13 protein-coding genes are annotated in these 13,788 nt (G+C 73.1%); 6 read left to right on the forward strand and 7 right to left on the reverse strand.

The features are described from left to right. Positions 1–77: 77 nt before the first annotated feature. Together ACERMF_RS01530 and ACERMF_RS01535 are read right to left on the reverse strand one after the other, a co-directional pair. Positions 78–983 (reverse strand): metallophosphoesterase, encoded by a 906-nt coding sequence (locus ACERMF_RS01530; RefSeq protein ID WP_373667250.1) that lies wholly within the window; start codon positions 981–983, stop codon positions 78–80. Position 984: 1 nt separating this feature from the next. Next, positions 985–3,786 carry a transglycosylase domain-containing protein gene (locus ACERMF_RS01535; RefSeq protein WP_373667251.1) on the reverse strand — a complete coding sequence of 934 codons (2,802 nt, stop codon included), beginning with the start codon at positions 3,784–3,786 and terminating at the stop codon, positions 985–987. A gap of 318 nt (positions 3,787–4,104) precedes the next feature. On the opposite strand from ACERMF_RS01535, the gene ACERMF_RS01540 reads away from it, so the two are divergent. After that, a complete protein-coding gene (locus ACERMF_RS01540) occupies positions 4,105–4,341 on the forward strand; it encodes a WhiB family transcriptional regulator (RefSeq protein WP_373667252.1) in 237 nt (78 codons plus the stop codon). Positions 4,342–4,396: 55 nt separating this feature from the next. Here ACERMF_RS01540 and ACERMF_RS01545 read toward each other — a convergent pair whose 3' ends face one another. Genes ACERMF_RS01545 through ACERMF_RS01555 form a run of 3 tightly spaced genes read right to left on the reverse strand, consistent with a single transcriptional unit; the run spans position 4,397 to position 7,350 of the window. After that, positions 4,397–5,110, reverse strand: a complete 714-nt coding sequence (locus ACERMF_RS01545; RefSeq protein ID WP_373667253.1) for a hypothetical protein — start codon at positions 5,108–5,110, stop codon at positions 4,397–4,399. Between the two features lie 21 nt (positions 5,111–5,131). After that, positions 5,132–6,268 carry an ArsA family ATPase gene (locus ACERMF_RS01550; RefSeq protein ID WP_373667254.1) on the reverse strand — a complete coding sequence of 379 codons (1,137 nt, stop codon included), beginning with the start codon at positions 6,266–6,268 and terminating at the stop codon, positions 5,132–5,134. After that, the gene (locus tag ACERMF_RS01555; RefSeq protein WP_373667255.1) at positions 6,265–7,350 is read right to left on the reverse strand and encodes an ArsA family ATPase; all 1,086 of its coding nucleotides are present in this window, start codon (positions 7,348–7,350) and stop codon (positions 6,265–6,267) included. Before ACERMF_RS01555 ends, ACERMF_RS01550 begins: the two co-directional genes overlap by 4 nt. Positions 7,351–7,422: 72 nt before the next feature. Between ACERMF_RS01555 and ACERMF_RS01560 the strand changes: the two genes are divergently transcribed. The 5 genes from ACERMF_RS01560 to ACERMF_RS01580 all read left to right on the forward strand — a co-directional run bounded on the left by ACERMF_RS01560 (position 7,423) and on the right by ACERMF_RS01580 (position 10,395). Next, positions 7,423–8,802 carry an NfeD family protein gene (locus tag ACERMF_RS01560; RefSeq protein ID WP_373667256.1) on the forward strand — a complete coding sequence of 460 codons (1,380 nt, stop codon included), beginning with the start codon at positions 7,423–7,425 and terminating at the stop codon, positions 8,800–8,802. A 129-nt stretch (positions 8,803–8,931) separates the two neighbouring features. Beyond that, positions 8,932–9,222: a WhiB family transcriptional regulator gene (locus ACERMF_RS01565; RefSeq protein WP_373667447.1), complete on the forward strand. Its 291-nt coding sequence runs from the start codon at positions 8,932–8,934 to the stop codon at positions 9,220–9,222. 103 nt (positions 9,223–9,325) lie between these two features. Then, positions 9,326–9,463, forward strand: a complete 138-nt coding sequence (locus tag ACERMF_RS01570) for a hypothetical protein (RefSeq protein ID WP_373667257.1) — start codon at positions 9,326–9,328, stop codon at positions 9,461–9,463. Positions 9,464–9,465: 2 nt separating this feature from the next. Beyond that, positions 9,466–9,933, forward strand: coding sequence for a RidA family protein (locus ACERMF_RS01575; protein WP_373667258.1), 468 nt, complete (start codon positions 9,466–9,468; stop codon positions 9,931–9,933). A gap of 45 nt (positions 9,934–9,978) precedes the next feature. Continuing rightward, positions 9,979–10,395, forward strand: coding sequence for a hypothetical protein (locus ACERMF_RS01580; protein ID WP_373667259.1), 417 nt, complete (start codon positions 9,979–9,981; stop codon positions 10,393–10,395). Here the strand turns inward: ACERMF_RS01580 and selB are convergent. Both selB and selA read right to left on the reverse strand, forming a co-directional pair. Continuing rightward, entirely contained in the window at positions 10,371–12,272 is a 1,902-nt protein-coding gene (gene selB / locus ACERMF_RS01585; RefSeq protein WP_373667260.1) for a selenocysteine-specific translation elongation factor, read from the reverse strand. The two genes, ACERMF_RS01580 and selB, sit on opposite strands and share 25 nt — an antisense overlap. A 52-nt stretch (positions 12,273–12,324) precedes the next feature. Next, the gene (selA, locus tag ACERMF_RS01590) at positions 12,325–13,695 is read right to left on the reverse strand and encodes an L-seryl-tRNA(Sec) selenium transferase (protein WP_373667261.1); all 1,371 of its coding nucleotides are present in this window, start codon (positions 13,693–13,695) and stop codon (positions 12,325–12,327) included. Positions 13,696–13,788: the final 93 nt, after the last annotated feature.

The following is a 13,788-nucleotide window of genomic DNA, read 5'->3' on the forward strand; positions in this document are numbered from 1 at the left end:
CGCGAAGTGCCCCGAGAACCGGGGCGGGGCGGAGATTACACCGCCCCCGGAGACCGCGCGAACCGGGGGGACCATCCTCACGCCGAGAGCTCGAGCAGCGTGGCCTCGGGACGGCAGGCGAAGCGGAACGGTGCGTACCGGCTGTGACCGAGGCCGGGTGAGACGTGCAACCAGCGGCCGCGGTAGCGCGACGCGCCCCGCGCCTGTTGCAACGGCAGGTCACAGTTGGCGACCAGCGCCCCCAGCCCGGGCAGGCGGACCTGGCCGCCGTGGGTGTGTCCCGCGAGCAGCAGGTCGTGCCCGGCGTCGACCAGGACGTCGAGGGCCGCGAGGTAGGGCGCGTGCACCAGCCCCAGGTGCAGGACGGCGTCGTCGGCGTCCGCGGTCACCGCCGCGACCGGCGGCAGCACCGTCGTCGGCAGGTGGGGGTCGTCGATCCCGCCGACACCGATCCGGCCGGCCGGGGTCTCGAGCCGGAGCGACTCACCGTGCAGCGTCCGGTAGCCGTACGCCGCCAGGCGATCGGTGAGGCGATCGGTGTCGAGCCGCTGGCCGTGGATCCGCCGCTCCGGACGGGTGAAGTACGTCGACGGTGACTTCGGGATCGGGCCGTACAGGTCGTTGCTGCCCAACACGACGAGGCCCGGCCGTCCCCCGGCGGTCAGGGGTGCCAGCGCGTCGGCCGCGAGGTCCTCGGCGTCCGTTGCGCCGAGCAGGTCGCCGGTGGCCACGACGAGGTCGTGGTCGAGCCGGGCCAGCGAGCCGAGGAACCGCACCCGGTGGTCCTGGCCGGGCACGAGGTGCACGTCGCTGACGTGCAGGATCCGCAGCCGGCCGTCCGGGGTGTTCGCCGCCCGCCGCAACGCCCCCGGCAGCGGAAGGTGGCGCAGGCGGTACCAACGGCGCTCGACGAGCGTGCCGTAGGCGACACAGGCGACGCCGGCGCCGCCGACCGCAGCCGCGGTGCGTGCGAGGCGACCCATCTCAGTCCTGTCCGGGTGGTCCGGACCCACCGGGTCCACGACCGCCGGCCCCGCCGGCCTGGTCGTCGTCGTCCCCCTCACCGCCGCCCTCCTCGGGCGGAGGCTCGGGCTCGGGTTCTGGCTCCGGTTCGGGTTCTGGCTCCGGTTCCGGCTCGGGCTCGATGCCGATGGTGATCACCACGACGGCGCCCTCGCCCGGCAGCAGGTTGGCGCCCGGGCCCGGGCTGGTCCCCACGACCCGTCCGACGGCGTCGGGATCCCCGGTCGGCGCCTCCTGCACGGCGACCTCGTAGCCGGCCGAGACCAGGACGTCGATCGCCTCGTCGAGCGTCATGCCCCGCACGTCGGGGACCACCGGCGCCTCGCCGGTGCCGTTGGAGACCTCGAGCACGATGCTGCTGCCGAGCGGATGGGTCGTGCCGGCCGGCGGGTCCTGGTTGACGAACGTGCCGGCTGAGCGGTAGTCGTCGACCTCGACCACCCGCAGCCGGAATCCGGCCTCCTGGGCGATCTGCTCGGCCCGGCTGATCGAGCCCGCCGACAGCAGGTCGGGCACGCTGCCGGTCGGCAGCGGACCGGGCTCGGGGAAGTTCTCGGGTTCGAACCGCTCCGCGGCCTGGCGCATGTACGAGGACCAGATCGTCGCGGGCAGGCTGCCGCCGGTGACCCGGGCGTAGTACTCGCCGGCGATGGTCACCTCGGTCAGGAACTTGGTCTGGCCCGGGCACTGGCCGCTCTCGCCCGGTCGGAACCACGGCTCGTCCCCACAGACGGTGGCAGCCGCCTCGGAGTCGACGAAGTACCGCGTGTCGGCCGGATAGCCGATCCAGGTCGCGGTCGCCAGCTGCCGGATGAACCCGACGAACCAGGCGTCACGGTGCTGGTCGGTCGTGCCGGTCTTGCCACGCGTTGGCCAGGTCTCGAGGTTCGCGCGCGGGGCGGTGCCGCCGGGACCGACCGGGCCGGCCATGATGTCGACGGTGCGGTCGGCCACCTCGGTGTCGATGACCTGGGCGCAGTCGGCGCGGTGCTCCCAGATGACCTCGCCGGCCGCGTTCTCGATCCGACTGATCGGGAACGGGGCGCAGTACACGCCACGGTTGGCCAGGGTGGCGTACGCCGACGCCATCTCGAGCGGCATCAGGTCGGCGGCGCCCAGGGAGAGCGAGCAGTCGGCGCGCACGTGGGGCGAGGTGATGCCGAGCTTGCGGGCCATCTCGACCGCCTTCTCGGGGCCGATCTCGGCGATGAGCTTGGCGTGGTAGACGTTGTTGGAACGCCGCACCGCCTCGTACATGTCCATGATCTCGCCGGCGCCGCTCTCGGCGAAGTTGCCGACCTCCCACGGCTCACCGCGGTCGAGGCAGCCCTCGATCTCGCTCGGACCGGCGCCGTCCATCTCCAGCGTCGGGGGCACACCGTCCTCGAGCGCGGCGGCGATGATCAGCGGCTTGAACGACGAGCCGGGCTGGCGACCCGAAGCGCCGACGCCCGGGACGACCGTATTGACCTTGGTCTTGTGGCAGAGCAGCTCCCCCTCGTCGGTCTCGTCGGCCCACTCGCCGTCCTCGGCACACGAACCCCACGGATGGGGGCCCTGCGCCAAGGCAACGATGGCGCCCGTCTCGGGGTCGATGGAGGCGATCGCACCCCGGGGCTCACGGGCGAGTTGCGCCGGTGACTCGTCGGGGACGCTGAGGTGGTCGGTCAGCGCCTGCTGGGCGAGCGCCTGCAGCTCGGGATCGAGGGTGGTGTGCACCCGCAGACCGGACTGGTAGACGCGGGCGCGGCGTTCCTCGACGGTGGCGCCCATGGCCTCGAGCGCGCCACGTTGCGTGCCGAGACCGTTGGCGACGTCCTCGTTGATCAGCAACCGGGTGACCCAGTCGACCCACAGCGGCTCGTTGGGCGCCGGCGGCTCGGTGATCTGCAGGTTGAGGTCCCGGGCCGCGGCCACCTCGGCCTGCTCGGCGGAGATGAACCCGTGGTGACGCATCTGGTTGAGGACGATGTTGCGCCGCGTCAGCGCGTTCTCGGGGCTGACGATGGGGTTGTTGCGCTCCGGACTGCGGATGATGCCCGCGAGCATCGCGGCCTGGTCGAGCGTGAGTTCGTCGGCGGGCTTGGAGAAGTACCGCTCCGCGGCCGTGCCGATGCCGTAGACGCCGCTGCCGAAGTAGACCCGGTTGAGGTAGCGCTCGAGGATCTCGTCCTTGCTGAGCTGTCGTTCCAGCTGCGTCGCGTACACCGCTTCCTGGATCTTGCGGCCCAGGGTCTGCTCCGGGGTGAGGAAGGTCTGCTTGACGTACTGCTGGGTGATCGTGGACGCCCCGCCCTGGATGCTGCCAGCGCGGAAGTTGGTCAGGGCCGCGCGCACGATGGCGAGGTGGTTGACGCCCTCGTGGTTGTAGAAGTCGGCGTCCTCGGTGGCCAGCACCGCGTTCTTCACGCCCTCGGGGATGTCGGCCAGCGGCACCGGGACCCGGTTCTCCTCGAAGGTCAGCTCGGCGAGCTCGGTGCCGTCCGCGGCGTACAGATAGGAGTTCTGCGGCGGCGTGGACGCCTCGCCCAACGGGGGGACGTCGAGCACCTCCGCCCGGACGGAGCTGAGCACGTCGTCGGTCGCCATCGCCGCCGGCAGGAACAGGGCGCCGAGCAGCAGTCCGGTGGCGCCGATGACGGCCAGCAGCAGCATGATCCGGGCCAGGAAGGCGCTGGTGTTCTGGGCCGCCGTGGCACCGCGGGAACGCCCGGAGGCCGGCTGGCTCCGAGCCGGGCGCTTCGAGGCCGCCGACGCGCCCATGTTCACCCTCTTCCGCGCGAGTGGGAGCGCGACGCTCAGGCTCCCGCGAGTCGGCGCGAAGGGTACCCCGTCGGCCTGATCCGACCGCCTGACGGCCGCGCCAGTTCGCCAGGCGGCCCCGCCGGCGGGCCGATGCGACGCCGACCCACGCGAGAAGGACTAGTTCCTGTCCACCCCCACAATCCCCACAGCGGGCTATGGAGAGATGTCCCATGCGCCCGTAGCGTGATTCGGGCGCGGGCACGAGCAGCGCGGAGCAACACACCACCGCACGACCGACACACGTGGGGCGAGGTGGTCGGGATGGGGAGTTGGGCTGTGGACGAGACCACCTGGGCTGACCAGGCACGGTGTCGGGGGCTGGATCCGGAGCAGTTCTTCGTACGCGGCGTCGCGCAGGCCAGGCCGGCCCTGCGCGTCTGCGAGCGGTGCGTGGTCAAGGACGAGTGCCTGCGCTATGCCCTGGACAACGACATCGATTTCGGCGTCTGGGGCGGGCTGACCGAACGTCAGCGGCGCGCATTCCAGCGCCGCCAGTTCGCCGCCGCCTCCTGACCGACCGCCGCTTCCTGATCAACGGGTCCGCAACGGCCCGATGCGACGTCGCGACTCAGAGATAGCCGCTCGCGTTGGGAGGCGGGGTCGGACCCTGGTTGGGCTCGGGCGGCTGCGCGCGCCGCTGAACCTCGTCGGGCGCCTCGGCGAAGGTGCGTCCGCCGAAGCGCTCCTTGATCGGGTCGTCGACGTGCGCCGCCGTGGTGGCCACCGACGCCACGGCGGACTGCAGCTCCGGCCCGTCCAGGGTCGTGCCGAGCAGCGTGTGCCGCAGCCACACCGAGCGGTTGTCGCCGTCGTAGCTGAACGAACCGAACCCGAGCGTGTGGTTGGTGGTCAGCAGGAAGTTGGCGAGCGGTGGGCTCAGGTCGATGTCGAGGTTGGTGACGGAGAAGACGCCGACCTGCGGCCCGATCGGGGACGGTCCCACGGTGACGAAGATCCGGGCGCCTTCGTGCAGGAAGGTGAAGTTGCCGAACGCGTCGACCTCGTAGCCGCCGAGGATCGAACGCAGGAGTTGGCCGACGTGGTCGCGCAGCTCGTCGGGATCGACGAACACCCCGGTGCGCCGCGGCGGTCGCGGAGGCCGTAGTCCGGGCACGACGGCCGCCAGTGCCGCCGGGAGCCCGACCTCGGGAGCGGCGTCCTCGCGTCCGCCGCCCGGGCCGTGCTCGTCCCGGTCGTCGGCGGCCGCGTCCGGCTCGGACGCCGGCGCGGGGTCGGCGACGTCGCGCTCGTCGTGGTCGGGGGCGGTGGGGTGGTCGCTCACGGGAACTCCACGGGTGGGCCGTCAGGCGGTCAGGGTCTGGGCGATGGCGCCCAGACCGTCGAGGTCGTGCACGTCGCGGCCCAGCAGGGGTACCTCGACGAGCGCGGGGATGCGCACGCCGTACAGCGCCGACGTGACGTCGCGCCGCTGCCGGCCGGCGAGGTTGCGGACGTCGCCGAGCAGCGCGAGCGCCCCGGCGACCGCCCGGCCGTCGTCGTCGTCGGCCTGGACCTCGATGGCCCGTCGCAGGGCGGCGTCGGAGGGGTCGCGAGGCACCTCGGGGCGGATCCGGTTCACGATCACGCCGGCGGCGTGCAGGCCTTCCTTCTCCAGCCGCTCGAGGAAGAACTTCGCCTCGCGCAGCGGCGGCGGATCCGCGGAGGTGACGACGACGAACCGGCTGCTGGAGTGCTGCAACAGGTCGCGGACCTGCTCGGCGCGTTCCTTGAAGCCTTCGTACATGCCTTCGAAGTTGCGGAAGAAGCTGGCCAGGTCGTCGAGCAGCTCCATCCCCGTCACGCGCCCGGCGACCTTCATGAACGTCGTGGCGCCGAATCCGACCATCTTGCCGACCCGCTTGCCGGCGGCGACGCCCGGACGCATCAGCAGGCTCAGCAGCCGGCCTTCGAGGAAGGAGGTCATCCGGTTGGGGGCGTCGAGGAAGTCCAGCGCCGACCGGGTCGGCGGCGTGTCGACCACCAGCAGGTCCCAGGTGCCGGTCTCGTGCAGCTCGTGCAGGCGCTCCATCGCCATGTACTCCTGCGTGCCCGACAGCGTCGACGACAGGGTGCGGTAGATCCGGTTCGCCTTGATGTTGTCGGCGTTGCCGGGGGTCGACGCGTGCCGGTCGATGAGGCGATCGAACGTGGTCTGCATGTCCAGCATCATCGCCCACAGCTCGCCGCTGTCGGGGGCGTCGGGAAGCGCCACGCGCGTGGGCTCGTCGTCGAGCTCGTCGATCCCCATGGCCTGGGCGAGGCGGCGCGCCGGATCGATCGTCAGCACCAGGGTCCGGCGTCCGGCGCGGGCGGCGGCCAGCCCGATGGCGGCCGCGCTCGTGGTCTTGCCGACGCCGCCGGAGCCCGTCGTCACGAGGATGTGCGCGTCCGCGATCGCCCGCTGCAGGGAGTGGTTGCGGGCTTCCTCGAGGTCTCTCACGCGCCGCCCTCCGCGCCCAGGAAGGCGGGCAGGGCGTCCCCGAGCAGCTCCACCGCACGCGGGCCGTCGGCACCGACCTGCAGCGCCAGCACGTCGGCGAGCACCTCGAGGTCGGCCGCGTCGAACGTCGCTCCGGTCAGCAGCGGCAGCGAGAGGACCGGCACCCCGCACGTGGCCGACAGCTCGGCGCGCAGTTCGCTCTGCAACTCCACCCGCGCAGCGTGCGTCGCCGCGATCTCGAGGGCGAGGGCGGCCGTGCGTCCCGACATCGAGGCACCGGCGGCTTCCGCCCGCTCGCGCAGGCCGTCGGCGCCCATCGCGGCCAACGCATCGGCGGCGGCCGGGTCCAGCCGTGGCGCTCGGACCTGGTTGGCGATGACCGGCCCGACCGCGATCCCGGCGCCGCGCAGCGCGGCGATGCCCTCGCCGGCCTCGCGGACGGGCATCTCCTCGAGCAGCGTGGCGATGACGGTGGTCGTGCGGCGCGGGTTGGTCAGCATCTCGCGGATCTGGCCGGCCTGACGCTTGATCGGCCCGACCCGGACGATCTCGGTGACACCTTCGGGTGCCTGCAGGAACGGCACGATCCGTCCGGTCGGCGGCGCGTCGACCACGATGAGGTCGTACTGGCGTCGGCCGTCGTCGCGCTTGCGGGCCTCGATCTCGTAGATCTTGCCCACGAGCAGCAGATCGCGCAGTCCCGGGGCGGCCGTCGTCACGAAGTCCAGCGCGTTCGAGCGTTCCATCACCCACTGGACCCGCTTGAGGCCGTAGAACAGTTCGAGGTACTCGTACACCGACTCGGTCGGGTCGATGGACGCGCCCCACAACCCCGGGCGGAACTCGCGCTCGGTGTAGTCCCACGGCTGGGTGCCGAACGTGCGCGAGAAACCCTGCCGTCCCTCGACCTCGACCAGCAGGGTGCGACGCCCCGACGCGCGACCGGCGAGCGCCAGGGACGCGGCGACCGTGGTCTTGCCGACGCCGCCCTTGCCGGTGACGATCACGACGTTGGACGAGAACAGCGCGTCGTAGCCGCCGTCGAGCAGCGGTCGCGGCAGGGTCGGGTTCGATGCGCTCATGCCGCGATCCTAAGGCCGACACGCCCCCGCGGGGTGCCTCGGCGTGTCCGTGCGCCGGTACGCTCCTGCGCCATGCATGCCCCGCTCGCGGCTGTCCGCCGCATCCTCGTCCTGGCCGCGCTCGCCCTGCTGCTCGTCGGGCTGACGGCCTCGTTCGCGACCGCCCAGACCGGCGAGGCCGACGGGGGCGACCCCGTCGCCTCCACGCGGGTCGAGATCCTGCCGGTCTCCGGCTTCCTCGACCCGCCGGTGGCCGCCCAGATCCAGGACGTGCTCGCGGTCGCCGAGGCCGACGGTTCGCAACTGGTCGTCCTGCAGGTCGACGCTCGCGGCGGGGTGTCGGTCGACATCGGCGCGCTCGTCGCCGACGTCCAGGCCTCGCCCGTCCCCGTTGCCGTGCTCGTCGGTCCGCTCGGCGAGGCCGCCGACGCCGGTGGCGCCGCGGCGCTGCTCTGGTTGGCCGCGGACGTGCGCGCCGCCTCGGCCGATGCGCTGGTCGGTCCGCTGGACCCGATCACCTTCGACGAACGCGGGGACACCCCGACGTCGGAGGACCTCGAGGCACTGCTCGCCGCCGCGGGTGGCGACGCCGACCTGCTCGACCGGTTGCGCACCGAGGGGCTGGATCCCGGCGCACTGGCCCAGGCCGGTGTCCTCGACATCGAGGCACAGGGACTCGAGCCGCTGCTGGTCGAACTCGACGGGGTCACCCTCGACGCGGGTGACGGCGCCGAGCAGACGCTCCGCATCCGCGGCGACGAGATCGAGGTCCGGTTCCACAGCCTCGGCCTCGTGCGACGGCTCCTGCACGCCGCCACGACGGCGCCGTTCATCTACCTGCTGCTCACCATCGGCCTCGGCATGCTGCTGTTCGAGGTCTTCCAGCCCGGGTTCGGGGTCGCCGGCATGGCCGGGATCGTCACGATCGGCATCAGCGCGTTCGGACTGAGCGTGCTCCCCGTGGTGTGGTGGGCGGTGGCCCTGGTCGTGCTCGGGCTCCTGCTGTACGCCGTCGACACCGCCATCGCCGGTTTCGGACCGATCACCCTCGCCGCGACCGTCGCGTTCGTGGTCGGTTCGCTCAACTTCTACGCCGCCGATGCCCTGCAGTTGCCGGTGTGGCTGGTCGTGTCGACGGCCCTGCTCGCGCTGGTGTTCTTCGTGTTCGTGATGACCAGCGTGCTGCGCGCCCAAGCGGGGCCCGAAGGTGTCTCCGTCGACGACCTCGTCGGCCGTCCCGGCATCGTCCGCTCGGTGCTCAACCCCGAGGGGCACGTCTACATCGACGGCGCGCTGTGGCGGGCCCGCTGGACGGGCGAGACCAAGCGGGCCAAGGTCGGCACGCCGGTGCGCGTCCACGCCGTCGAGGGCGCGGTCGTGCTGGTCGAGCCGTTCACCCCCGCCGCCGGCGAGACGCCCGCCGTCCACGGCGCGGAGTCCGACGGGAGCTGAGGAGCGTCGGCGCCGCTCCGCCCCGGTGCGCGCTGGACGCCGTGTGCGCCAACCAGGTCTAGTCAGACCGGACGGGCCGCCCTAGCCTGCGCTGGAATGGAACGACAGCAAGGGGGAGACTTGCAGCTCGTGGGCGCGACGACGATCTACGTCTCGAAGGAGTGGGAGGAGCGGGCCAGCTGCCGCTCCGAGGACCCGGCGTTGTTCTTCGGCCCGGCCGGCTTCGAGAGCAAGCACGACCGGTTGCAGCGCGAGAGCGCGGCCAAGGCGGTGTGCTCGGTATGCCCGGCCATGGCCGCCTGCCGGGAGTACGCGGTGGTGACCGGCGAGGCGTACGGGGTCTGGGGCGGCCTCGGCGAGACCGACCGGCGGGCGCTGATCGCCTCCCGTGGACCGCGGCCGGCCGCACACGCGGTCTGACGCACGCCGGTCGACCGACGACGGTACGTCGGGTGTTGCCCGTATGCCTCCGGCTGCGGTAGGAAGCAGCCGACACCGCCGCACCGACGCGAAAAGAGGCGCCGTGACCCGCTGGGAGTACGCCACCGCTCCGCTCATCAGCCACGCCCTGCAGCAGATCCTCAACCAGTGGGGCGACGAGGGCTGGGAGCTGGTCGCCGTCGCCGAGAACGTGGCGTACTTCAAGCGCCCCAAGGAGTGACCATGGGTGCCCAGCAACGTCTCGAGGAACTCGGGCTCGAACTGCCGTTCGCGCCGGCACCGGCGGCTGCCTACCAGCCGTGGGCGCAGCTGCCCGATACGGCCGGCGGCCTGGTCTTCACCGCCGGACAGCTTCCCGTCGTCGACGGCACGCTGCCGCGCACCGGCAAGCTCGGCGCCGACCTCGACACCGAGGAGGGCGCCGCCCTCGCCCGCACGGCCGCGCTCAACGTGCTCGCCGTCGCGGCTGCGGCGTTCGGCGACCTCGACCGGGTCCGCGTGGTCAAGGTCACCGTGTTCGTGGCCTCGTCGCCGGACTTCACCGAGCAGCACCTGGTCGCAAACGGTGCCTCGCAGCTGCTCGCCGACGTCCTCGGAAACGCCGGGGTGCATGCCCGTTCGGCAGTAGGCGTTCCCGTGCTGCCGATGGACAGCCCCGTAGAAGTGGAGGCCATCCTCACGGCGCGGTGACCCCGGCACAGGGCGTACCCCGCCCCCCGAGCACGAGGTCGACGCATGCCCCAGCAGCCGGATCCCGCCCATCAGCGCCCCGACGGCGTCGACGACGCCACCGTCGCGGCGACGGGAAAGATCGGCGAAGCGTTCGAGTGGGTGGTCCGCGCCCGGGGAACCCTCTACACCTTCCATCAGCAGATGGGTCGCGCCGACCTCCTGCTCGGCGAGGGAATCGAACTGCTGCGTGATGCCGGCCACGTCGAACTCGCCGACACCCTGTCGCGGGAGTGGTTGGGGCGAAACGCGATCGAGGACCGGTGGACGTTCGAGATCGTCGAGGACTTCGACCGCACCTACTTCGACGCCGCCACCGCCGGTGAACGCCGCGTCCGCGACGAACTGGTCGGTGGACGCCACCACGTGCACGAGGCCGAGATGAAGGCGGACCGTCGTCAGGACGGACCCGAGGGAGACTGAGCCGCGAGCGCACGGCCGCGGTCGGTGAGCTGTCGCAGACGACCGTCGAACCGGGTCAGCCCCGCTGCATCGAGGTGTTCGAGCAGGGGGATGGCGAAGCGGCGCGTGGTGCCCCACGCCTGCTTCGCCTGCGCGGCGGTGAAGGGGCCGGAGGCGGCCTCCAGTCCAGCCAGCTTCACCACCGCCAGGCCGATCGTCGGACGCGCGAACGCCAGGCCGCCGGTGCGCACGATCGTGCCCCGGTTGACGAGGGCGGTCAGCAGCCGGTGGTCCACCTGGTGCCGCTGCGCGAGCACCTCCAGCGGCTCCGGGGCGAACGGCGCGCCCGCGAGGTCCCGCAGCAGCGCCTCCGCACGACCCGACACCGCGTCGGCGGCTGCTTCCGCGTGCGCGCGAAGCGCCAGCCCGCCACCGGTCCGCACCAACTGCCCGTTGCCGACGAGGCGGTCGAGGACGGCCTCCGCGAGCGGGCGTGGTGCTCCAGCCCCGGCCAGGGCCGCAACGGCGGCGCCACGGTCGACGGCTGCGGTGCCCAGTCGCGACGTGAGGGCCTGCTCCCAGGCCGCCCAGCGCGGTTCGAGCACGACGTGGTCCCCGACCTCGACGACCGTGTCCGGCAGCGGTGTCCCTGCCGGGAGTCCGGCCGCCGCGCGGAGCCGCACCGCGTCGCACCAGCCGCCCTCGGTGAGCCTGAGCAGCGCCGTCACGCGCTCCGCGGGTGCGGCCAGCGCCGCGACGCGCACGGCGTCCCCATGGCGCCGGCGCGCCTCGCCGCCCCGAGGTCGGCTTTCGGCGATCGGATCGGCGACGATGCCGCCGGCGACGGTCGCACGCCGGCCGGCTTCGCGCAGCACGACCCGGTCACCACCGACGAGCGGCAGGGGCGAGGACAGCCGCACCCGCACGGCGCCGCTCCCGGGACCGTCGATGGCGCCGGTCCACGGCGCCACCCGGCAGCCGACCGCCGCCGTTCCGGCGTGCAGCGTCCAGGCACCCGCGCGGTCCAGTCGCTGCCCGTCCAGGACACGCAACCACAGGTCCGCCTGCGACGTCGACCGCCACGGACCGGAGGCGGCGACCACGTCGCCACGCCCCACGCCGTCCCGGTCGACCCCGACCAGATCCAGGGCCACCCGCATGGCCGGGAACGCGTCCTCGATCGGCCGGCCCAGGGATTCGAGGCGACGGACGCGTCCGCGCGCGCCGCCGGGGAGCACTTCGACGGACGCGCCGACCGCGAGCCGGCCGCCGGTCAGCGTCCCGGTCACCACCGTCCCGACCCCCGGCGGCGAGAAGGCGCGGTCGACCCACAACCGCGGTCGGCCGACGTCGGCGAGGGGCTCGGAGGAACTCGCCCACGCCGCCAGCACCTGCCGCAGTTCGTCGAGGCCCCGGCCGGTCACCGCATCGGTGTGTACCAGCGGCGCCTCGGCCAGCGACGTCCCGGCCAGTCGCGCGACGACCTCGTCCGCGACCTCCTCGGTCCGGTCGTGCCCGGCGAGGTCACACTTGGTGAGGGCCACCGCGACCGCCCCGACGCCCAGCAGGTCCAGCACGTCGCGGTGCTCCGACGACTGCGCCGACCAGCCGTCGTCCGCGGCGACGACGAACAGCACGGCGGGCACGGCCGCCGCGCCCGCCAGCATCGTCCGCACCAACCGCTCGTGCCCCGGGACGTCGACGAACGCCACGGTCGCGTCGTCGAGGTCCGTCCAGGCGAAGCCCAACTCGATCGTCAGGCCGCGTCGGCGTTCCTCCTCGAGGCGATCGGGCTCCATCCCCGTCAGAGCACGCACCAGCGTCGACTTGCCGTGGTCGACGTGACCGGCCGTCGCCACCGTCCGGTGCACCTCACCACCCCCGACGAACGAGGTCATCCATCGCGCGACCCGAGCACGAGGTCATCCATCGCGCGACCCGAGCACGAGGTCATCCATCGCGCGACCCGAGCACGAGGTCGACCACCTCGGCGTCGAGGGAGGGCGGCACGGTGCGCAGGTCGAGCAGGACGTGGTCGCGTTCGACCCTGGCGATGACGGGCACCTCGGCCGCCCGCAGCCGTCGCGCCAGCCCGTCGGGATCGGCCGTGCCCAGGGTGACCCCCCACGACGCCAGCGTGACGCCCGGTGACGCGCCGCCGCCGACCAGCCCCTCGGTCGCGACCGGGGTCGCCCCCTCACCCAGCTCCGCGGCCATCCACCGGGCACGCTGCTCGATCGTGGCGACGTCGGCATGCAGCATGGCCAACGCCGGTACCTCCAACGGCAGGTCGTCGCGCAGGTGCGCCTCGAGTGTGGCCTCCAGCGCTGCCCGTTGCAGCTTGTCCAGGCGCACCGCCCGTGCGAGGGGGTGCTGGTTGCAACGCAGCAGCAGGTCGGCGCGACCGACGACGAGGCCCGCCTGAGGGCCGCCCAGCAGCTTGTCGCCGGAGAAGATGGTCAGGTCGGCGCCGGCCCTGACGGCGGCCTCCACCGTCGGCTCGGCCGTCAGCGGCCCGTCGGGGACCGCCCGCAACAGCCCCGAGCCGAGGTCGTAGACCGTCGGCACCCCCTGTTCCCTACCGAGCTCGGCCAGCGCCGCGACCGACACCTCCTCCGTGAACCCCACCACGTCGTAGTTGGAGCGGTGGACCTTCAGCAGCAGCGCGGACTCGTCGGTGATGGCGGCGCGGTAGTCCGACAGCCGGGTGCGGTTGGTGGTGCCGACCTCGACCATCCGGGCCCCCGATGCCGCCATGACGTCCGGCAGACGGTACGAACCGCCGATCTCGATCAGCTCACCGCGGCTGACGATCACCTCGCGGCCGTCGGCCAGGGCGGCGAGCACCAGCAGGAGCGCCGCAGCGCCGTTGTTGACCGCGGTGGCGCCCTCGGTCCCGCACGCCTCGGCGGCGAGCGCCCCGACGTGCCGGGTGCGGGAGCCGCGGGTGCCGCGATCGAGCTCGTACTCGAGCGTGGTGTAGCCCGCGGCAGCGGCGACCGCGGCCCGTGCCGCGGCGGACAGCGGTGCCCGGCCCAGGTTGGTGTGCAGCACCACGCCGGTGGCGTTGATCACCCGCGTGAGCCGGCCGGCACGCTGCCGGTGCAGGGCGTCGTCGGCGGCCGCGACGAGCTCGTGGTCGCGCGGTACCGGACCGCGCCCATCGCGGAGCGCGTGCCTGGCCCGCTCGAGCTCGCCCCGCAGGGCCTCCGCCACGGCGCGACGGCCGTGGGTGTCGATCGGTTCCTCGGCCGCCGGATGCCGCAGCAATGCATCGAGTTGCGGCAGCCGGGATCGGGCGTCTCCGACCTCCTGCGGCATCCCCACTCCTCGTCGGGTCGCGCTGGCGCGCCGTGCAAGCGCACAGCCAACCACACCGACCGGTCGGCGCCCGCCCTGCTGCCCGCCGGGCGG

The organism is Egicoccus sp. AB-alg6-2 (assembly GCF_041821025.1).
GTDB lineage: Bacteria > Actinomycetota > Nitriliruptoria > Nitriliruptorales > Nitriliruptoraceae > Egicoccus.